Below are 17,141 nucleotides of genomic sequence, written 5' to 3'. Positions count from 1 at the left end.
GTGCGGGCACGTCGACCTGGCACTCATCCCTCCCCGACGAGCCCCCTCACCACGCGGTACGACAGGTGCGTCACCAGATGGTTGCTGCTCACCGGCCCGGGCTCGACCCGCAGGTCGCCCAGGCCCTCGAACAACCGCTCGCCCGCCCCCAGGAGCACGGGCGCGACATGGAGCCCGAACTCGTCGACGAGGCCCGCCGCGAGGTATGCCCGCATGGTCGAGGCGCCGCCCGCGATCCCGACGTGCCCGTCGCGGGAGGCGGCGAGCGCCTGCGACAGCGCGGACTCGATACCGTCCGTGACGAAGAAGAACGTCGTGCCGCCCTGCATGACGAGGGGTTCGCGCGGGTGGTGCGTGAGCACGAACACGGGCGCGTGGTAGGGCGGTTCCTCGCCCCACCATCCCCTCCAGGACTCGTCCCACGGCCCGCGACCGGGCGCGAACATGTTGCGCCCCATGACGAAAGCGGTGGGGGCGGCGATGGACTCGAGCGCGGCCGTGTTGGCCTCGGGCTCCTCGAACATCCACCGGTGCAGCTCCTCGCCGCCCTCGCCGAGGGGGTTCTCGAGGGACTGGTGCGGTCCCGCGACGTACCCGTCGAGGGACAGCCCGACGTCGAACGTCACCCTGCCCACGGCGCTCACACCGACTTCCGGGTCCGGCGGATACCGACGAACAGGCCCACGGCGCACGTGACCGCCGCAGCGACCACGCCCCACAGGACCTCGGTGCTCGCGAACGTCCCGCCGAACAGGGCCCGCTCGGCGTCGACCATGTAGGTCAGCGGGTTGAACTTCGACGCGGTCTGCATCCATGACGGTCCGGCCTCGAGCGGCAGCATCATGCCGGACAGGATGAGCAGCGGGAACAGCAGCGACTGCTGCACGCCCCAGAACAGCCACTCGCGGTTCTTCGCGGCGAGGGCGAGCGCGCACGACAGGGCGCCGACGCCCACGCCGAACAGCCCCAGGAGCGCGAGGCCCGCGAGCGCGTGCAGCGGGTAGAACGTGAAGCCGAACGGGATGCACACGACCGCGATGAGGAGCCCCTGGACGACGAGCGGAGCGAACTCCTTGAGGGCACGGCCCACGAGGATCGCCGACCGGTCGAGCGGCGTCGCGAGGACCCGCTCGTAGGAGCCGGTCATCATCTCGTAGAGCAGGTTCGAGCCCGTCATGGAGGTGCCGAACAGGGAGATCATGACGATCACGCCGGGCACGAACCACTGGAGCGTCGCGGCGGTCGACCCGCCGGGTCCGCCCATGCCGCCGCCCACGGCGCCGGTCAGCAGCGGTCCGAACAGGGCCAGGAAGATCAGCGGCTGGAGCAGCGAGAAGATGAGGGTGAAGGGGTCGCGCAGGACCAGGAGGATCTCGCGCGTGAACACGGCCCAGGTGTCGCCGAGGAACTTCCCGGCCCGCGAGCGCCCGACGTCGGAGCGTCGGTCGGTCTGCTCCCTCACCCCGGCCCGTGGTGCGGTCTGCGTCGAGGTCCCGCCCGTGCCGGGCGCACGGTTCGTCAGGCCCGTGCGCAGCGCCGCGCGGCCGACCTCCGGTCCGGGCCCCGGACCGGCTCCCGCGCCGGTGCCCGTCGTCGGTTCCGTCTGCTCGTCCATCACGCCGCCTCCTCGCGCAGGCTCCGACCGGTCAGGTTGAGGAACACGTCGTCGAGGCTCGCCTGCTTGAGCCCGGCCGACCGGACCGCGAAGCCTGCGACGCGCAGGGACTCGATCGCCTCGGGCAGCCGGTCGGCGCCGTGCGTCGTGGACAGGGTCACGGTGACGTCTCCCCCGGCGCCGACGGTCGCCTGCAGCCTCTGGCCGGCGGACCCGTCTGCCAGGTCGGCTCGGTCGGCCCGGTCGGGTCCGCCGGCCCGCCCCGCTCCGTCACGCTCGACCCCTCCTCCCTCGCCCACGCTGCCCACGCCGCCCACGACCGAGGCGAGGGCTGCGCGGACGCGCGTGACGTCGTCGGGCACCTGGCCCTGGGAACCTGGCGTGCCGGCGACGACGAGCGTCACGACGTCGTCCGCGTGGTCGCGCTTGAGCGCGGCCGGCGGGGCGTCGGCGACGATCGTGCCGTGGTCGATCACGACGACGCGCTCGGCCATCGAGTCGGCCTCGTCGAGGTAGTGCGTGGTGAGGACGATCGTCATGCCGTACCTCTCGCGCAACGCACCGATGTGCTCCCAGAGGTTCGCGCGGCTGTGCGGGTCGAGGCCCGTGGTGGGCTCGTCGAGGAACAGCAGGGGCGGGTGGTTCATGAGGCCGAGCGCCACGTCGAGGCGGCGGCGCTGCCCGCCCGACAGGCTCTGGACCGTGCGCTTGCCGAGGCCGTCGAGCTCGAGGGCGGCAAGGAGGTCCGCGGCGCGGCGCTGGTACTCGGCGGCGGGCAGCCCGTAGAAGCGGCCCTGGTTGTGGAGCTCGTCCGCGACCCGGTAGGAGAACCCTCCCCCGTTGCCCTGGCCGATGTAGCCGATGCGCGACCGGACCTCGGCGGGCTGGGTGCGGATGTCGAAGCCCGCGACCTGGGCGCGGCCCGCGGTGGGTTCGAGGAGGCTCGTGAGCATGCGCAGGGTCGTGGACTTCCCGGCGCCGTTGGGGCCGAGGAACGCGACGAGCTCCCCCTCGCGGACGTCGACGTCGATGCCCTTGACCGCCTCGACCACTTCCTTCTTGCGATGGAACGTCTTGGTCAGCCCTTCGGTATGGATCATGGCTCACGCCTCTCACGTACGGTGTACTGGAAAGAGATTTCACGTTAGCATACGGCGTACGGGAACTGAAGGGTCCCCGGAACCGCGCGGAAGTGGGAGGATCAGGCACCATGGCCAGCAACACCGTCACCCCCGTCCCCTCCGACGGGGTGGACTCCGCCCGGACCCCCGACTCATCGGTCGATGCCGACGCCAGCGCTGACGGCACGGACGACGTCGTGGAGGACGTCGTGGACGACCCGACCGACCAGGTCCCCCGCCCCGACGACGTGACCCGGCGCCTCGCGCTCCTGTGGGACCCGCCCGCCCCGCCCACGCGCGGGCGCAAGGCACGCCTGACCCTCGCCGAGGTCGTCGAGGCCGGGACCGCGGTCGCGCAGGAGGTCGGGCTCGAGGCCCTCTCGATGCGCCGCGTCGCCGCACGCCTGGGTGTGGGCGCCATGTCGCTCTACACCTACGTGCCCGGGCGCACCGAGCTCGTCGACCTCATGATCGACCGGGCGTTCGGCGAGCTCGACCTGCCCCCGGCCGACGCCCCCTGGCGCGAGGGCCTGTCGCGCTACGCGCGCGAGGTCTGGCACCTCTACCAGCGACACCCCTGGATCCTGCAGACCAACATGTGGCGCCTCCCCTTGTCGCCGCACGTGCTTGACGCCCAGGAGGCCGGGCTGCGGACGCTCGTCGACACCGGGCTGCCCGCCGACCAGGTCGTCGAGATCCTGGGGCTGGTCGACGCGTTCGTGCGCGGCCTCGCACGGGCCGCTGTTGCTGAGACCGTCGAGAACGACGCGAGCGGCATGAGCAGCGACGAGTACTGGACGTCGATGAGCAGCTTCTGGGCCGACTGGTTCGACGTCGAGCGCTACCCCGTCATGACCCGGATCTGGGAGGCCGGCGGGTTCGACACACCCACCGACCCGTTCGACGCGTCGCTCGACAGGTTGCTCGACGGGGTCGAGATGACGATCGACCGGGCCCGCGAGCAGGGCTGACGGCCGACCCTTCGGATGCCGGGGCGCGGGCCCTGCGGATGCCGGGGCGCGGGCCCCCGGGTGCCGAGCACGAGGTTGTGGTCGTTCTGCCGCCCGGAACGACCGCAACCTCGGGCAACACCCCCCCGAAACAACTGCTAGCGCCGCCCACTCGTGTGTGGTCTTTCTGCCCCCCGCAACGACCGCAACCTCGTGCTCGACCGCGCGGAACCTCGTGCTCGGCACGCCGGCCGGGTGAACTCCTCGCTCGACCGGGAGCCCGAGCGGGTCCGCCGCGCGCCCGGCACCCCCGCGCGCTACGTTCCCAGGAACGAGGCCCTGCGACGCCCACGGACCCGCCGGGGGCAGGCCCCGTGAGGACGGTGGACCCCATGACCGAGCAGGACGAGTCCCTCACCGGACGCACCACCAAGATCGCCCGCCGCCTGTGGGGCCTCGCCTACCTGCGCGGCATCCTGTTCCTCGTTGTCGGCGTGGTGCTGTTCGTCGAGCCCGACCGCGGCATCCAGTGGCTCACGTGGCTCGTGGCCGCGATGGCCGCCCTCCAGGGGGTCCTCTTCCTGATCGAGGCCGGGCGGCAGCGCAAGAACGGCGAGGGCGGCGTGTGGCGCTGGGTCGTAGGAGGCCTGGGGATCGCGGTCGGCATCACGCTCGCGGCCTGGCCCTCGGCGAGCGTCACGCTCGTGCTGCGGCTCGTGGGCATCTGGGCGCTCGTCGCGGGGCTCGTGGGGCTCGTCGGCGCGCTGCGCGCCCGCAGGACCCGCGAACCCGGCTGGGACTGGGAGCTCGCCACGGCCGCGCTGTGGGTCGTGTTCGGCATCCTGGTCCTCGTGAGCCCCGTGACCGGGCTGCAGACCATCACGGTCCTCCTGGGCCTCTACCTCGTCGTGACGGGCGTCGTGATCCTCGTCGCGGCGTTCGCGCAGAGCACGGCCGCGAAGGACGCCAAGGCCGCGCTCGCGGGGCCGGCGGCGCAGGCAGGCCCGACGGCGTAGACGGGCCCGACGGCGTAGGCAGGCCCGACTGCTGGGGCGAGCCCGACGGCGGCGGTCCCGGCCGGTCGACCGGCACCGGCGGTCGACCGGCACGGACGAGGGCACCGGCCGCCCCCGCCGAGCACGAGGTTCCGTGCAGTCGAGGACGGGGTTGTGTTCGTTCTGCCCCTCAGAACGAACGCAACCCCGTTCTCGGCACCCGGCTCACCCGGCGCCCACGGGACCCGGCAGTCCCGACCGGCCAGCCCCGACGGCGGCAGTCGCCCGGCGGCAGCAGCCCCCGGCCGCCCACCGCGCCCTCCTCCTACCAGGCGTCCAGGTGCCGGTGCTCGTGCCCCGGCGGCGGCTCGTACTCGGCGTGCTGCCCGGGCTGGAGGTAGGTGCGCGCGAACGCGAGCGACGCCGCGAGGTCCTCGAAGCGCTCGGCCGCGGTCCGCGCCCGCCGGGTCGCGATCTCGACCACGACGTCGCCCTCCCACCCGCGGCGCACGAGCTCGCCCAGCACCTTGTCGCACGGCTGGCCCCCGCGGCCGGGCACCAGGTGCTCGTCCGACATGGAGTCGGTCCCGTCGGCGAGGTGCACGTGCGCGAGCCGGTCGCCGAACACGTCGAGCAGGTCGAGGCTGTTCTGCCGGGCCACTGCCGCGTGCGAGAGGTCGAGCGTCACCTTGTCGTAGGGGTGGTCGGTGGGGTCCCAGCCGGGCAGGTACGCCTGGACCTCGCGCTTGCGCCCGCGCCACGGGTACATGTTCTCGACCGCGATCGTCACGCCCGTCGCCGCGTTGAGCTCGCGCACGTGGTCGGCGAACCCGCGTGCGTACAGGCCCTGCCAGCGGAACGGCGGGTGCACCACGACCGTCCCCGCGCCCAGCTCGAGCGCGAGGTCCACGGTGCGCTCGAGCTTGGGTCCCGGCAGGCGACCCCACACGCGCTGGCTGACCAGGAGCGTGGGGGCGTGCACGCTGCGGATCGGGACGCCCACGTCGGCCGAGAGCTTGGCGAGAGCCTTGGCGTCCTGGGTCGTCGAGTCGGACCAGACCATGACCTCCATGCCGTCGTACCCCAGGTGGGCCGCGGCCTCGAACGCGAACGGCGCCTTGCGCGGGTACACGCTCGCGCTGGACAGCGTGACCTTGATCCGGGGCTCGTCGCCCGTGCTGGGCTCGCCCTCGCCGGGTTCGCCCGGGACGGGCGGCTGGGCGTCGGGCGTCGTCGCTTCGCGCATGTCCGCCACCCTAGCCCCGACGGATGTGCGTCGTTCACAGGTCGTCCGTCGGGGCCCCGGAACTCTGGCAGGATGCTGACCGTCGCAGCCGTCCAGAGCACAGGAGGACCCTCGTGGAACGTACCGCCGTCGTCGCTCTCCCCGACGGGCTGCACGCGCGCCCCGCGGCGTTGTTCGCCGCCGAAGCAGGAAAGCAGGCTGTGCCCGTGACCATCCGCAAGGGCGACGGCGAGGCCGTCGACGCATCCTCGATCCTCGGTGTCATGACGCTGGGTGCTGGTCACGGCGACGAGGTCGTCCTGTCCACGGACACCGACGACGAGCGGGCCCTGGCCGCGCTCGAGTCGCTCGTCGCGTACCTCGAGCAGGACTCTGCCTGAGCCCTCGGTGGCTCCCTCCACGATCCTGCCCGACGGCGGCGCGCACGCCGCGTCGTCGGCCCGCCTCCCGGGGCCCCCGGAGGTGAGGCGACGACCCGGCCCGGGCTCCGCCGTCGGGCAGGTCGCACGGCACGTCGCTCCCCCGTACCCCGAGGGGGCGAAACGCCGTGCCCTAGAGCCCCAGTCGCTCCAGGACGGTCAGGCGCCGACGGACCGCAGCGCGCGCAGCGCCCGCGGTCGGTGCGGCGAGCGCCAGGCGGGCCAGGTCGACGCACTCGCGTGACGTCGTCGACGCGAGCACGGCGGCGACGTCGCCCAGGGCGCGCGGGGTCATCGAGAGCGACGTGACGCCCAGGCCCACGAGCACCGCCGCGAGGGCCGGGTCGGCTGCCGCCTCGCCGCACACCCCGACCGGGCGGCCGCTGGCCTCGCCTCCCTGGCACGCCGCGTGGATCAGGGCGAGCACGGCGGGCTGCCACGACGTCGACAAGGACGCGAGCCCACCGAGCTCCCGGTCCGCGGCCATCGTGTACTGCGTGAGGTCGTTGGTGCCGAGGCTCGCGAAGTCGGCGTGCTCGAGCAGCCAGCGCGACTGGAGGGCGGCGGCCGGGACCTCGATCATGACCCCCGCCGACGACAGCCCGTGCGCGCGGCACGCGTCCACGAACTCGTGGGCCTCGTCGGGCGTCGCGACCATGGGGGCCATGACCCACACGTCGGCGGACTCCGCGGCCGCCGCGAGCGCGATCGCCTCGAGCTGACGGTCCAGGACCTGCGGGAAGCGCACCGCGGTCCGGAGCCCCCGCACGCCGAGCGCAGGGTTGGGCTCGACGGTCGCCCCGACGAACGCCAGCGGCTTGTCGACGCCCGCGTCGAGCGTGCGGACCACGACCCTGCGGTCCGGGAACTCCGCGAGCACCGCACGGTAGGCCGCGACCTGCTCGGCCAGCTCGGGCTCGGCGTCCCTGCCCAGGAACGAGAGCTCGGTGCGGAAGAGCCCCACCCCCTCGGCCCCGGCCGCAGCCGCGTCGCGCGCCTCGCGCGCGTCCGAGACGTTGGCGAGGAGCTGGACCCGGACCCCGTCGGCGGTCCGGCCCGTCCCGTCGAACGCCCGGAAGACCGAAGGACGCTGCGCGGCGCGCGCGAGGTGCGCGACGTCGTCGGGCGACGGGTCGCGCTCGACCGATCCCCGCGAGCCGTCCACCAGGACGGTCTCGCCGTCACGCAGGCTGCCCGCCCCCGCGACCGCGACGATCGCCGGGATCCCGAGCGAGCGCGCGAGAATCGCCGTGTGGGACGTGGGCCCGCCGCCCGTCGTGACGATCGCCGCGACCCGGTCGGGGTTGAGCGTGGCCGTGTCGGCGGGGGCCAGGTCGTCGGCGACGAGGACGAACGGCCGGTCCCGGTCCGGCACCCCGGGCGGGCACAGCCCCAGGAGCGAGGACACGATCCGGTCGCGGACGTCCCGCACGTCCCGGGCGCGGCCAGCCATCACGCCACCCAGGGACTCCAGCCGGTCGGCGAGCGCGCTGCCCGCCTCCCAGACCGCGCGCGTCGGGGTCGCGCGGCGCTCGCGCACCCGGCGCACGGCCTCCTTGAGGAGCGTCGGGTCGCCGGCCATGGCCGCCGTGACGGTCAGGACCTCGGAAGCCGTCCCGCTCGCGCAGGCCGCCCGGTCCATGAGGTCCTCGCGGACCGCCCGGACGGCCGCCTCGATCGCGCCGACGACGCGCTCCAGGTCCGCGGCGTCGTCCACCTCCCCGACGGGCGGCTCGGGCACGGGGGCCGGCATGGTCGCGACGACGCCGATGCTCCGTCCGGGGCTGACACCGACCCCGCTCAACGCAGGGTGCGTCCCCCGGCGCGGGGCGCGGGCACGGTGGTCCGAAGGGGTGCGGAGGGCGGTGCTCATGAGCTGCTCCTGACGTCGGCGTTCGGGGGCGGGGTGCTGGGGTCGGGCGATGTCGGGTGCGGGTCCGGGTCCGGGTCCGGGTCCGGGTCCGCCTCTGCGGCGCGCCCAGCGCGGGAGGTCCCGGGCTCGCTGGGCTCGCCCGGCGGGGACTCGCCGGGCGGAGGGTCGCCGGGCGGAGGGTCGTCCTCCTCGCGCCCAGGCGTCCGCAGGTTCCACCGCGTGATGACGAACCGGAAGAGGAAGTAGTAGACGACCGCGTAGCCCAGCCCGATCAGGATGAGCAGCAGGGGCATGGACGCGATGCGGAAGTTCAGCAGGTAGTCGATCGCGCCGGCGGAGAACCCGAACCCGGACTTGACGCCGAGCGCGTTGACGAGCGCGAGCGAGGTGCCCGTGAGGACGGCGTGGATCGCGTACAGCGGGTAGGCGACGTAGACGAACGCGAACTCGAGCGGCTCGGTCAGGCCCGTGACGAACGCGACGAGCGCGGCCGAGCCCATGATGCCGCCGACCACCTTGCGGTGCTGCGGCTTGGAGGTGTGCACGATCGCGAGCGCGGCCGCGGGCAGGGCGAACATGAAGATCGGGAAGAAGCCCGTCATGAACGTCCCCGCCGTGGGGTCTCCGTGCAGGAACCGCGCGATGTCGCCGTGCCAGACCGCACCGTTCTGGTCGGTGTAGTCCCCGAACTGGAGCCAGGGCATCGAGTTGAGCAGGTGGTGCAGGCCGAGGGGCACGAGGAGGCGGTTGACCGTGCCGTAGACGAACGCCCCGATGATCGTCGAGCCCGTGACCCAGGTGCCGAGGGCCGTGAAGCCTGCCTCGAACCAGTGGTAGGCGAGGGCTCCCAGGACGGCGATCACGACGGCGGCTCCCGCCGTGACGATCGGGACGAAGCGGCGGCCACCGAAGAACGCGAGGTAGGCAGGGAGCTTGATCCGGTAGTACCGCTGGAAGAGGAGCGCGGCGACCAGGCCCATGACGATCCCGCCGAGGACCCCGTAGTCGATGAGCGGCTGCTCGGTTCCCGGGGGCGCCTCGCCGAGGATCGCGGGCGAGAGCGCGTCGCCCACGCCCTTGAACACGAGGTATCCCATGACGGCTGCGAGCCCCGTGGAGCCGTCGGCCTTCTTGGCGTACCCGACGGCCACGCCGACCGCGAAGAGGAGCGGCAGGTTGTCGAAGAGCGCGTTCCCGGCCGCCCCGAGGACGTCCGCGACGTACTGCATCCATCCGATCGTCCCGGCGACCCCCTCGGACCCGAGCATGTCGGCCTGGCCGAGGCGGACCAGGACGGCGGCGGCCGGCAGGGAGGCGATGGGGAGCATGAGGGATCGCCCGACCCTCTGCAGCTGGGCGAAGCCGGGGATCCCGCGCTTCACGCGCGGTGTGTCGACGGCGGTCGTCATGGGCACTCCTCGTCGGGCGCTGGTGCCGCACCGAGGGACCACGTGCGCACCGTTGGACTGGGTCGAGCTGGCGAGATCGCGACGCAGGACCGGACGGGGAGCGCGTCGTTGCTGTGGTCCCGCTATCGTTCCGACCTTGGCGCGATAGTTGTCTGGACCACTTGCGCAAAGAGTGGTCTAGACATCATCATGTGTCAAGCCCTGGCCACCCCGGGGCACCGAGAGTGAGGACGACGTGGCAGCGACGACGCAGGCCAAAGCACCCAAGGGCGGGCACAAGTACCAAGCCGTCCGTGCCTACCTGGCCGACCTGATCGTGAGCGAGCTGGCCGTCGGCGACGCCGTCCCCTCCGAGCGTGTGCTCACCGAGAAGTTCGGCGTCTCCCGGATGACCGTCCGCCAGGCCCTCGACGCCCTCGTGGCCGACGGCGTCCTCCAGCGCGAGCAGGGGCGCGGCACCTTCGTGGCCCCGCAGCACACCGACTTCGAGATGCGGCTCACGACGTTCGGCGAGGAGGCTCGGCGCCGTGGCATGGTCCCGGGCACGCAGGTCCTCGAGAGCGGCACGACCCCCGCAGGACGGCTCGTCGCCGAGGCGCTCGGGTGCGGCGAGGACGAGCTCATGCACTACGTCGAGCGCCTGCGCTTCGCCGACGGGACCCCCATGGGCGTCGAGCGTGCGTGGGTCCCGGTCCACCTCGCGCCCGACCTGCTCGACGACGGCGTCCCTGACAGCCTCTACGACGCCCTGAAGGTCCGTGGCCACGCACCCACGTGGGGCGAGGACACGATCCTGGCGGCCGAGGCCACGGCCAAGGAGCTCGCGCTCCTCGCCATGAACGGCGGGCGCGCGGTCCTGCGGGCCCACCGGCGCACGTTCTCGGACGACGGCGCCTGCATGTACTCCCAGATGTGCTACCGCGGCGACCGGTACAGCGTCGTCGTCCCGCTGCGCGAAGCACGACCGACCATCGTCCCCCGGGTCCAGCCCGACGCCGACGACACGGCGGACGGGGCGGACGGCTGATGGGCGGGCCGCCCCGGGTAGGACCGACCTCACCACCGACCTCAGGAAGGATGCAGCGATGACTGCAGCAGATGCAGCACGGGCCGCCGCGATACTCGCCGGCCTCGGCGGGGTCGAGAACATCGAGGAGATCGACCCCTGCACCACGCGCCTGCGCTCGCTCGTCAAGGACCCGACCCTGGTGGACGTCGCAGCGCTGCGCGCGGCCGGGGCCTACGGCGTCATGACGACGGGCAGGGTGGTCCAGGTCGTCGTCGGGCCGCAGGTCGACACCATCGCCTCGGACCTCGCCGACCTCATGTAGGACGCGACCGGTCGCCCCGCGCCAGGAGACGCCGCTGTCCGCGCTGGCCCCACCCGCCTCGCCCGCCCACGCATCACCGCTCGACGCCCCGACGCGCCCCGCGCGCAGCGGACGAGCACGCCCGGACCGCCGACCAGCGCGGCGCCCGGACCACCGACCCGCCGCCGTTCCCGCACTCGAAGGAGCACCGCATGAGCAAGGCACAGCAGATCCTCCTGGGACTCGGCGGTGACGCCAACGTCCTCGACCTGGAGCCCTGCATCACGCGGCTGCGCGTCGAGGTCCAGGACCCCGGGCTCGTCGACGAGCGTCTCCTGACGACGGCGGGCGCGGTCGCGATCGTCCGGAGCGGTCGCGCCGTCCAGGTGATCGTCGGCCCCGAGGCCGACACCCTCGCCTCCGACATCGCGGACCTGCGCTGATGCCCGCGCCGCTCACCCTCCTGGCCCCTGTCGCGGGGACCGTCGTGGAGCTCTCGGAGGTCGACGACCCGGTGTTCTCGGCCGGGCTCGTCGGAGCAGGGCTCGCGATCGAGCCCGACCCGGCCGAGGGAGCCCTCGTCGTCGCACCCATCAGCGGGACGATCGTCAAGGTCCACCCGCACGCGTTCGTGCTCCAGCACGAGGACGGGCGGGCCGTGCTCGTGCACCTGGGCATCAACACGGTCCAGCTCGGCGGCGCGGGGTTCACGCTCCACGCCGCCCTCGGCGACGTCGTCCGCCGCGGTGCGACGCTCGTGACGTGGGACCCCGTCGCGGTCGAGGCCGGAGGACGTTCTGCGGTGTGCCCGGTCGTGGCCCTCGACGGCGCGCGCGACGCCATGACCCCCCTGGCCCAGGTGGGCGCATGGATCGCTCGCGGCACCGAGCTGCTGTCCTGGGGGTGAGCCGCGTCGTCAGGCCGAGCCCGACGTCCCGGTCACGCTCGACCTGAGGGGCGCCCCGAGGCGAGGCTCAGCCGCGGAGCGGAAGCACCAGCACCCGGCCTCGGGCCGCCTCAGGAGCTTCGTCGTCCGGGCCGGCCGGGGACACGCCGCGGTCCACGACCCGCACCGGCACGCCCCAGTCCTGCTGCGCCAGGTGGCACGCGGGGAACACGTCGGGGTCGGGCGTCCCGTCGGCCAGCAGCGGCACGACGTCGCACGACGCGGCCTGCGCGGTCACGTGCAGCACTCCCTCGCCCACCTCGGGGTTCACGACGAGCTCCCGGGTCAGGTCGGTGCCCGTCCCCGCCCCCTCGAGCAGCAGCTCGGGCGGCGTCGAGCTGACCGTGAGGCGCGTCGACGGGCCGTACCGGTCGTCGAGCTTCTGCCCGGGGGCGGGCGAGAACGGCACGTCGAGGCGCAGGGCGCCGGCCACGACGTCGGTCACGGGGCGCTGCGTGCGGTGCGCTCCGCCGTCGAGCAGCTCCCCGGCCAGGGTCGCCGGGAGCGCGACGCGCGTGATGCGGTGCGCGGCCGACTCCACGACGAGCAGGTCGATGTGCGCGCCGGGCGCCGCGGGCGCTCCTGGCGTCCACGGCTCACCGTCCACGAGCACGACGACGTCGCTCGGCTCCGCGAGCCCCGTCGCCAGGGTCGTCACCTGGCCCGCGACCGGGTCCTGACCGGCGCCCGGGTCGGAGCCCGCGGCGGCCGGCGGGACGAACCGGCGGATCGCGCCGTTGTAGGTGTCGGCGACGGCGACGCTCCCGTCGGGCAGCACGGCGACGCCGAGCGGGTGCTGGAGCAAGGCCTGGTCGGCCGCACCGTCGCGGTGACCGAAGTCGAACAGCCCCTGCCCGACGGCGGTCGCCACCTCGCCCTGCGTGGTCCCCGCGACCGGGGTCACCACGCGCAACGCCGACGTCTCCGAGTCCGCGACCCACACCCGACGGTCCGGGCCGACCGCCAGCCCGGAGGGCTGCGCGAACCATGCGTCGACGAGCGGACCGTCGAGGAGCCCCTCGTTCATGGTGCCGCCCACGAGGTCGATCGACCCCTGCTCACCGTCGAAGGCCCACAGCGAGTGGTTACCGGCCATCGCGACGAGGAACGCGCCCATCTGCTCGACCCAGGCCACGTCCCAGGGCGACGAGAGCTTCTGCAGCACCGCGCCGCCCGCGCTCTCGATCGACGCGGGCAGGCCCGCGGGCCTGGGCTGCGCCGGCACGTCCGCGCCCACGAGCACCGTGAGCCGCGACCCGAACGGCCCGTCGACCTCGGCGAGCTCCCCGCCGACGGGTGCACCACCGGCCGGGGCCACCAGCACGTTGTCCACCGCGCCCACCATGTACTGCTGCCCGTTCCCCGCGACCGTCGTCACGTGGCCGTCTGCTAGCCGCACCCCGCGCAGCGCGTGGTTCACGGTGTCGGCGACCAGCACGTCGTAGCCGAGCAGCGACCGCAGCTCGGTCGGGACCAGGCACAGCCCGTTGGGCTCGCTGAACCGGGCGTCGTCGGGCCCGCCGTCGACGAGCCCGCGCTCGCCCGAGCCGATGCGCCGGACGAGCGTCTCGCCGTCGGGCAGGAGCTCGGCGAGCGAGTGGTGGCCCGCGTCCGCGACCAGGAGGTTGCCTCCCGGGAGCGCGATCGCCTTGGCGGGGAAGCGCAGCGTGCCCGACGTCGGGGCGGGGGGCACGTAGACGTCGTCGCTCCCCACGGTGAGGGACCGCAACGTGCCCTTGGCGCGGTGCTCGGTCACGAGCTCGTCGACGAGCGCGGCGAGCGCGGACGCGTGCCCCTCGCCGGCCATCTGCGCGACGACGTAGCCCTCGGGGTCGATCACGACGAGCGTCGGCCAGGCCCGTGCGGTGTACGCGGACCAGGTGACGAGCTCGGGGTCGTCGAGGACCGGGTGCCGCACCTCGTAGCGCTCGACAGCGGCGGCGAGCGCGACCGGGTCGGCCTCGTGCTCGAACTTCGGGGAGTGGACGCCGATGATGACGAGGTCGTCGCGACGGGCCTCCTCGAGCTCGCGCAGCTCGTCGAGGACGTGCAGGCAGTTGACGCAGCAGAACGTCCAGAAGTCGAGGACGACGACCCGCCCGCGCAGGTCAGCGAGCGACACGTCGCGGCCGCCGGTGTTGAGCCAGCCGCGCCCGACGAGCTCGGAGGCGCGGACGCGGGGCAGGCGGGCGTGGGGGGTCGTGGAGCTCACCCGAGAATTCTGCCCCAGGCCGGGCGTCCGCCCGCCACCCGCTGCTAGCCTCGCGGCCTGAGGCTCGTGGACCGACCCCTGCGCAAGGAGGCGTGATGACTGACGAGGCGACACGGAGGTCTCGGCTCCGGAGGATGCGGGAGGACGACCTCCCGGTGCTGTTCGAGATCCAGCGCGACGCCACGGCCCAGCGCCAGGCCGCCTTCACCGACGCGACCGCCGGTGACCGCGACGCCTACCTGAGCAAGTTCCGCAGGATCCTCGCCGACGACGCGATCGTGAGCAGGGTCGTGGAGGTCGACGGCGAGGTCGTCGGCAGCGTGGCCGCCTTCCCGATCGAGGGCGACACCGAGGTCACCTACTGGATCCGGAGGGACTGGTGGGGCCGAGGAGTGGCGACCGAGGCGCTGGCAGCCCTGCTCCAGGAGGTGCCCACGCGACCGCTCCAGGCACGGGTCGCCGAGGACAACCACGGCTCGCGCAGGGTCCTGGAGCGCAACGGGTTCGTGCGGGTCGGCAGCGAGGAGTCGTTCGCGACGGCACGCGACGCGACCATCACGGAGCTGATTCTCGAGCTGCCCGCCTGACGGGCCGGTCTCAGCCCGCGCCCACGTGCCCCGTGACGCGCACGACGACCGCGACGCCGTCGACCTCCTGCGGCACCTCGCCCCGCGCGTCGGCGTCGACCACGTTGACCTGGAGGCACCAGGTGTCCTCGGCCGGTTCCGCGTCCTGCGCCGGCTCGGCCTGCACGGCTGCCTCGCCGTCCCCCGCACCGGCCGGGTCGGCGGCGACGCCCGATTCAGCGGGCCCGCGCGTCAGCCCGATCCCGGTCACGCCGTCGTGCTCCGCCAGGGCGTGCTTGAGCGCGGCCTTCGCTTCCCGGGCCTGCTCGAGGCTCGCCACGGCGCACCGCCCTCCCACCGTCCGGCGCCGGACGCGGGCCCGCGTCAGACGGCGAGCCGTGCGTCGAGCGCGGCGAGGACGGTGTCGATCGGGTTGACGTACGTCAGCCCGGTCCCATTCTCTCCCCCGGTCTCCGACCCGGCAAAGAGCAGACCGAGCGCGACACCGTCCTCGCGGTACACGAGCGACCCCGAGTCGCCGCCCCGCGAGAAGGGGCCGGTGCCCGTGGACTCGACCTCGATCTGGTCGTCGAAGCGGAGCGCCCCGAGCCCTTCGCCGTACCCGACCACGACGTCGTCGAGCTCGATCGCGGTCACGCGCCCCGCGGTGACCGCGGTCGTGCGGCCGATCTTGCCGACCACCTCGCCGCCCAGCGCGACGGCCGTGGTGGTGATGCGCCCCACGGGGTAGTCGAGGTTCACCTCAGGGTCGTCGAGCAGCGCGATCGCGGCGTCGACGGTCGCTGTGCGCCCGGGTGCGAGGGGGATGGTCGCGGCGAGCGTCCCGACCTGGTCTGCGGGCGCGCGTCCGCCGTCGGCGGGCCCCGGCTGCACGACGGCGTCTCCCACCTTCGCGCGCGGGGAGCCCGCGAGCACGTGGAAGTTGGACAGGGCGTGCAGCACCTCCCCGACCAGGACGAACGCGCCGAGCGTGCCCGCGGTGACGTCGACGTGCGCGATCGAGACGCCCGGACGCAGCGGGCGCACGCGCCCCGTCTCCCCTGCTGCCTGCGCGGTCACGACGGGCGGGCGTGGCCCGGTGCCGCCCGTCCGCGCGAGCGGACGGATCCGTCCGGTGCGGCGCACGTCCACGACCGGCCCGGCCTCGGACGCGACGCGGCGCGCGATGCTCCGGGCCGCCGGGACGCCGAGCCGGTAACGCACCGCGATGCCGTACCCGCCGCCCTCGCGGGGGGCGAGGCCGAGCGCGAGCGTGGGGGCCCGCACGGCCTGCGCGGCCGCCGTGTCCTCACCGGGCGCGCCCGCGGCGCTGGCCGTCGCGTCCGTGCCCGCACGCTCCGCGAGATCTCGCGCGAAGTCCGCCAGCTGCAGCTTGATCTCCCGTGCCTCGTCCCTGTCCATGCGACGAGGCTGGCACAGCCCACCGACACGCGCGCGCCACCTTCGGGCGGTGCCGGACGCGGATCTGCCCTCCCGCGCGCAGATGATCGCAAAACTCGCGGCAGATCTCGCGTCATGAAGTCACGGTTCACCCCTCTTGAGAGGTGTACACACATTTCACCGCCGCGCATCCGCGGCCCTCACGACGATGAACAGGACCATGCACCTCGACCACGCCTTCCGGCCCACGACCGACGAGATCCGTTGCGCCATCCTCTGGGCCCTCGACCACGACCGTGCCGCTCTGGTCGAGCACCGGGCCTCGGCCCACCTGAGCCTGCGCAGCCCGCTGCGCCGTGCCGCGGACGCCCGCCTGGTCCGCCGCTGGCTCGAGGCCTCGGCGATCTCCTCGGCGCTGACCTGCGCCATGGCGGCCTGAGCGCCGCACGCCTCCCGCAGGCGTCGGCGACCATCGACGCCTACCGGCTGACGTCGACCCACTCCGCGCCGGCCAGCTCTGCGAGCCTCGTGGGTGCGATCGCGAACGCGCTCGTCGGGCTCCCCGCCGCCGGGTAGACGGTCTCGAACCCCTGCAACGACACGTCGCAGTACACCGTCACGGGCCCCGCGTGGCCGAACGGCCCGACTCCCCCGATCGGCTGTCCCGTCAGCGCCGTGGTGCTCTCGGCGTCGAGCATGCGCGGCTTGGCCCCGAACGCGGCCTTGAACTTCACGTTGTCGACCCGGGCGTCGCCGCGCGTCACGAGCAGGAAGCTGCGCTCGCCGTCGCGCAGCGCGAGCGTCTTGGCGATCTGCCCGGGCTCGACCCCCAGCGTGTCGGCTGCCATCTGGACCGTCGCGGTGTCCTTCCCCGTGTCGAGGACCGTGAGGTCGGGGGCCTGGGCGTCGAAGAAGGCGCGGGTGCGGTCGATGCTCACGGACGGGCTCCTCTGGTCGGGCGCGCGGCGTCGGTGCAGCGCGTGGTCAGGGCCATCATCACCCGCGGACGGGGACCGCGGAAGGACCCGGGCCGCGCCCGTCCGGTGCCGAGCACGAGGTTGCGGTCGTTCTGGGGCGC

The 17,141-nt window shown here is 73.8% G+C and carries 18 protein-coding genes and 1 pseudogene; 9 read left to right on the top strand and 10 right to left on the bottom strand.

Going from position 1 to position 17,141, the window contains the following annotated elements; translation table 11 throughout:
• Positions 1 to 23 precede the first annotated feature (23 nt).
• Genes ACFWFR_RS09410 through ACFWFR_RS09400 form a run of 3 tightly spaced genes read right to left on the bottom strand, consistent with a single transcriptional unit; the run spans position 24 to position 2,715 of the window.
• Positions 24 to 635, bottom strand: coding sequence for a dihydrofolate reductase family protein (locus tag ACFWFR_RS09410; protein WP_377622611.1), 612 nt, complete (start codon positions 633 to 635; stop codon positions 24 to 26).
• A gap of 5 nt (positions 636 to 640) precedes the next feature.
• Positions 641 to 1,615: an ABC transporter permease gene (locus tag ACFWFR_RS09405; protein ID WP_377622609.1), complete on the bottom strand. Its 975-nt coding sequence runs from the start codon at positions 1,613 to 1,615 to the stop codon at positions 641 to 643.
• On the bottom strand, positions 1,615 to 2,715 hold the full coding sequence (locus ACFWFR_RS09400) for an ABC transporter ATP-binding protein (protein WP_377622607.1): 1,101 nt from the start codon (positions 2,713 to 2,715) through the stop codon (positions 1,615 to 1,617). Before ACFWFR_RS09400 ends, ACFWFR_RS09405 begins: the two co-directional genes overlap by 1 nt.
• A 110-nt stretch (positions 2,716 to 2,825) precedes the next feature.
• On the opposite strand from ACFWFR_RS09400, the gene ACFWFR_RS09395 reads away from it, so the two are divergent.
• Both ACFWFR_RS09395 and ACFWFR_RS09390 read left to right on the top strand, forming a co-directional pair.
• Positions 2,826 to 3,707, top strand: a complete 882-nt coding sequence (locus ACFWFR_RS09395) for a TetR/AcrR family transcriptional regulator (RefSeq protein WP_377622605.1) — start codon at positions 2,826 to 2,828, stop codon at positions 3,705 to 3,707.
• A 371-nt stretch (positions 3,708 to 4,078) separates the two neighbouring features.
• A complete protein-coding gene (locus tag ACFWFR_RS09390; RefSeq protein WP_377622603.1) occupies positions 4,079 to 4,702 on the top strand; it encodes an HdeD family acid-resistance protein in 624 nt (207 codons plus the stop codon).
• A gap of 304 nt (positions 4,703 to 5,006) precedes the next feature.
• Here ACFWFR_RS09390 and ACFWFR_RS09385 read toward each other — a convergent pair whose 3' ends face one another.
• Positions 5,007 to 5,927: a sugar phosphate isomerase/epimerase gene (locus ACFWFR_RS09385; RefSeq protein ID WP_191802680.1), complete on the bottom strand. Its 921-nt coding sequence runs from the start codon at positions 5,925 to 5,927 to the stop codon at positions 5,007 to 5,009.
• A gap of 113 nt (positions 5,928 to 6,040) precedes the next feature.
• On the opposite strand from ACFWFR_RS09385, the gene ACFWFR_RS09380 reads away from it, so the two are divergent.
• The gene (locus ACFWFR_RS09380) at positions 6,041 to 6,307 is read left to right on the top strand and encodes an HPr family phosphocarrier protein (protein WP_318244460.1); all 267 of its coding nucleotides are present in this window, start codon (positions 6,041 to 6,043) and stop codon (positions 6,305 to 6,307) included.
• A 172-nt stretch (positions 6,308 to 6,479) separates the two neighbouring features.
• On the opposite strand, the gene ptsP is transcribed toward ACFWFR_RS09380, so the two are convergent.
• Together ptsP and ACFWFR_RS09370 are read right to left on the bottom strand one after the other, a co-directional pair.
• Positions 6,480 to 8,219 (bottom strand): phosphoenolpyruvate--protein phosphotransferase, encoded by a 1,740-nt coding sequence (gene ptsP, locus ACFWFR_RS09375; protein WP_377615265.1) that lies wholly within the window; start codon positions 8,217 to 8,219, stop codon positions 6,480 to 6,482.
• Positions 8,216 to 9,628 (bottom strand): PTS transporter subunit EIIC, encoded by a 1,413-nt coding sequence (locus tag ACFWFR_RS09370; protein WP_377622601.1) that lies wholly within the window; start codon positions 9,626 to 9,628, stop codon positions 8,216 to 8,218. The genes ptsP and ACFWFR_RS09370 overlap by 4 nt, the downstream gene beginning before the upstream one ends.
• Positions 9,629 to 9,863: 235 nt before the next feature.
• On the opposite strand from ACFWFR_RS09370, the gene ACFWFR_RS09365 reads away from it, so the two are divergent.
• The 4 genes and pseudogenes from ACFWFR_RS09365 (at position 9,864) to ACFWFR_RS09350 (ending at position 11,845) form a co-directional block, all read left to right on the top strand.
• Positions 9,864 to 10,655 carry a GntR family transcriptional regulator gene (locus ACFWFR_RS09365; protein ID WP_191802674.1) on the top strand — a complete coding sequence of 264 codons (792 nt, stop codon included), beginning with the start codon at positions 9,864 to 9,866 and terminating at the stop codon, positions 10,653 to 10,655.
• 25 nt (positions 10,656 to 10,680) lie between these two features.
• A pseudogene (locus tag ACFWFR_RS09360) lies at positions 10,681 to 10,959 on the top strand (PTS transporter subunit EIIB); the annotation flags it as partial.
• A 191-nt stretch (positions 10,960 to 11,150) separates the two neighbouring features.
• Positions 11,151 to 11,381, top strand: coding sequence for a PTS transporter subunit EIIB (locus ACFWFR_RS09355; RefSeq protein ID WP_191802671.1), 231 nt, complete (start codon positions 11,151 to 11,153; stop codon positions 11,379 to 11,381).
• Positions 11,381 to 11,845, top strand: a complete 465-nt coding sequence (locus ACFWFR_RS09350; protein ID WP_377615268.1) for a PTS glucose transporter subunit IIA — start codon at positions 11,381 to 11,383, stop codon at positions 11,843 to 11,845. Before ACFWFR_RS09355 ends, ACFWFR_RS09350 begins: the two co-directional genes overlap by 1 nt.
• A 67-nt stretch (positions 11,846 to 11,912) precedes the next feature.
• On the opposite strand, the gene ACFWFR_RS09345 is transcribed toward ACFWFR_RS09350, so the two are convergent.
• Complete coding sequence (locus tag ACFWFR_RS09345; RefSeq protein ID WP_377622599.1) at positions 11,913 to 14,096, bottom strand: NHL domain-containing thioredoxin family protein; 2,184 nt, start codon at positions 14,094 to 14,096, stop codon at positions 11,913 to 11,915.
• A gap of 95 nt (positions 14,097 to 14,191) precedes the next feature.
• On the opposite strand from ACFWFR_RS09345, the gene ACFWFR_RS09340 reads away from it, so the two are divergent.
• Entirely contained in the window at positions 14,192 to 14,683 is a 492-nt protein-coding gene (locus tag ACFWFR_RS09340) for a GNAT family N-acetyltransferase (RefSeq protein ID WP_191802666.1), read from the top strand.
• Positions 14,684 to 14,693: 10 nt separating this feature from the next.
• Here ACFWFR_RS09340 and ACFWFR_RS09335 read toward each other — a convergent pair whose 3' ends face one another.
• Both ACFWFR_RS09335 and ACFWFR_RS09330 read right to left on the bottom strand, forming a co-directional pair.
• Positions 14,694 to 15,002, bottom strand: a complete 309-nt coding sequence (locus tag ACFWFR_RS09335; protein ID WP_191802664.1) for a hypothetical protein — start codon at positions 15,000 to 15,002, stop codon at positions 14,694 to 14,696.
• 44 nt (positions 15,003 to 15,046) lie between these two features.
• Positions 15,047 to 16,084 (bottom strand): hypothetical protein, encoded by a 1,038-nt coding sequence (locus ACFWFR_RS09330; RefSeq protein ID WP_377622596.1) that lies wholly within the window; start codon positions 16,082 to 16,084, stop codon positions 15,047 to 15,049.
• 199 nt (positions 16,085 to 16,283) lie between these two features.
• On the opposite strand from ACFWFR_RS09330, the gene ACFWFR_RS09325 reads away from it, so the two are divergent.
• Entirely contained in the window at positions 16,284 to 16,502 is a 219-nt protein-coding gene (locus ACFWFR_RS09325) for a hypothetical protein (protein WP_354511516.1), read from the top strand.
• A gap of 40 nt (positions 16,503 to 16,542) precedes the next feature.
• Here ACFWFR_RS09325 and ACFWFR_RS09320 read toward each other — a convergent pair whose 3' ends face one another.
• Positions 16,543 to 17,001 (bottom strand): YbaK/EbsC family protein, encoded by a 459-nt coding sequence (locus tag ACFWFR_RS09320; protein ID WP_191802658.1) that lies wholly within the window; start codon positions 16,999 to 17,001, stop codon positions 16,543 to 16,545.
• Positions 17,002 to 17,141: the final 140 nt, after the last annotated feature.

This window comes from Oerskovia sp. NPDC060287 (assembly GCF_042726775.1).
Taxonomy (GTDB): Bacteria; Actinomycetota; Actinomycetes; order Actinomycetales; family Cellulomonadaceae; genus Oerskovia; species Oerskovia merdavium.
This window is presented reverse-complemented; position numbering and strand designations above follow the sequence as displayed.

What these genes read in the sequence shown, in the direction of transcription:
- ACFWFR_RS09405 (WP_377622609.1), bottom strand. Translation starts at nt 1,615, where the DNA reads ATGGACGAGCAGACGGAACCGACGACGGGCACCGGCGCGGGAGCCGGT.
- ptsP (WP_377615265.1), bottom strand. Translation starts at nt 8,219, where the DNA reads ATGAGCACCGCCCTCCGCACCCCTTCGGACCACCGTGCCCGCGCCCCG.
- ACFWFR_RS09355 (WP_191802671.1), top strand. Translation starts at nt 11,151, where the DNA reads ATGAGCAAGGCACAGCAGATCCTCCTGGGACTCGGCGGTGACGCCAAC.
- ACFWFR_RS09400 (WP_377622607.1), bottom strand. Translation starts at nt 2,715, where the DNA reads ATGATCCATACCGAAGGGCTGACCAAGACGTTCCATCGCAAGAAGGAA.
- ACFWFR_RS09370 (WP_377622601.1), bottom strand. Translation starts at nt 9,628, where the DNA reads ATGACGACCGCCGTCGACACACCGCGCGTGAAGCGCGGGATCCCCGGC.
- ACFWFR_RS09340 (WP_191802666.1), top strand. Translation starts at nt 14,192, where the DNA reads ATGACTGACGAGGCGACACGGAGGTCTCGGCTCCGGAGGATGCGGGAG.
- ACFWFR_RS09395 (WP_377622605.1), top strand. Translation starts at nt 2,826, where the DNA reads ATGGCCAGCAACACCGTCACCCCCGTCCCCTCCGACGGGGTGGACTCC.
- ACFWFR_RS09325 (WP_354511516.1), top strand. Translation starts at nt 16,284, where the DNA reads ATGCACCTCGACCACGCCTTCCGGCCCACGACCGACGAGATCCGTTGC.
- ACFWFR_RS09350 (WP_377615268.1), top strand. Translation starts at nt 11,381, where the DNA reads ATGCCCGCGCCGCTCACCCTCCTGGCCCCTGTCGCGGGGACCGTCGTG.
- ACFWFR_RS09385 (WP_191802680.1), bottom strand. Translation starts at nt 5,927, where the DNA reads ATGCGCGAAGCGACGACGCCCGACGCCCAGCCGCCCGTCCCGGGCGAA.
- ACFWFR_RS09330 (WP_377622596.1), bottom strand. Translation starts at nt 16,084, where the DNA reads ATGGACAGGGACGAGGCACGGGAGATCAAGCTGCAGCTGGCGGACTTC.
- ACFWFR_RS09390 (WP_377622603.1), top strand. Translation starts at nt 4,079, where the DNA reads ATGACCGAGCAGGACGAGTCCCTCACCGGACGCACCACCAAGATCGCC.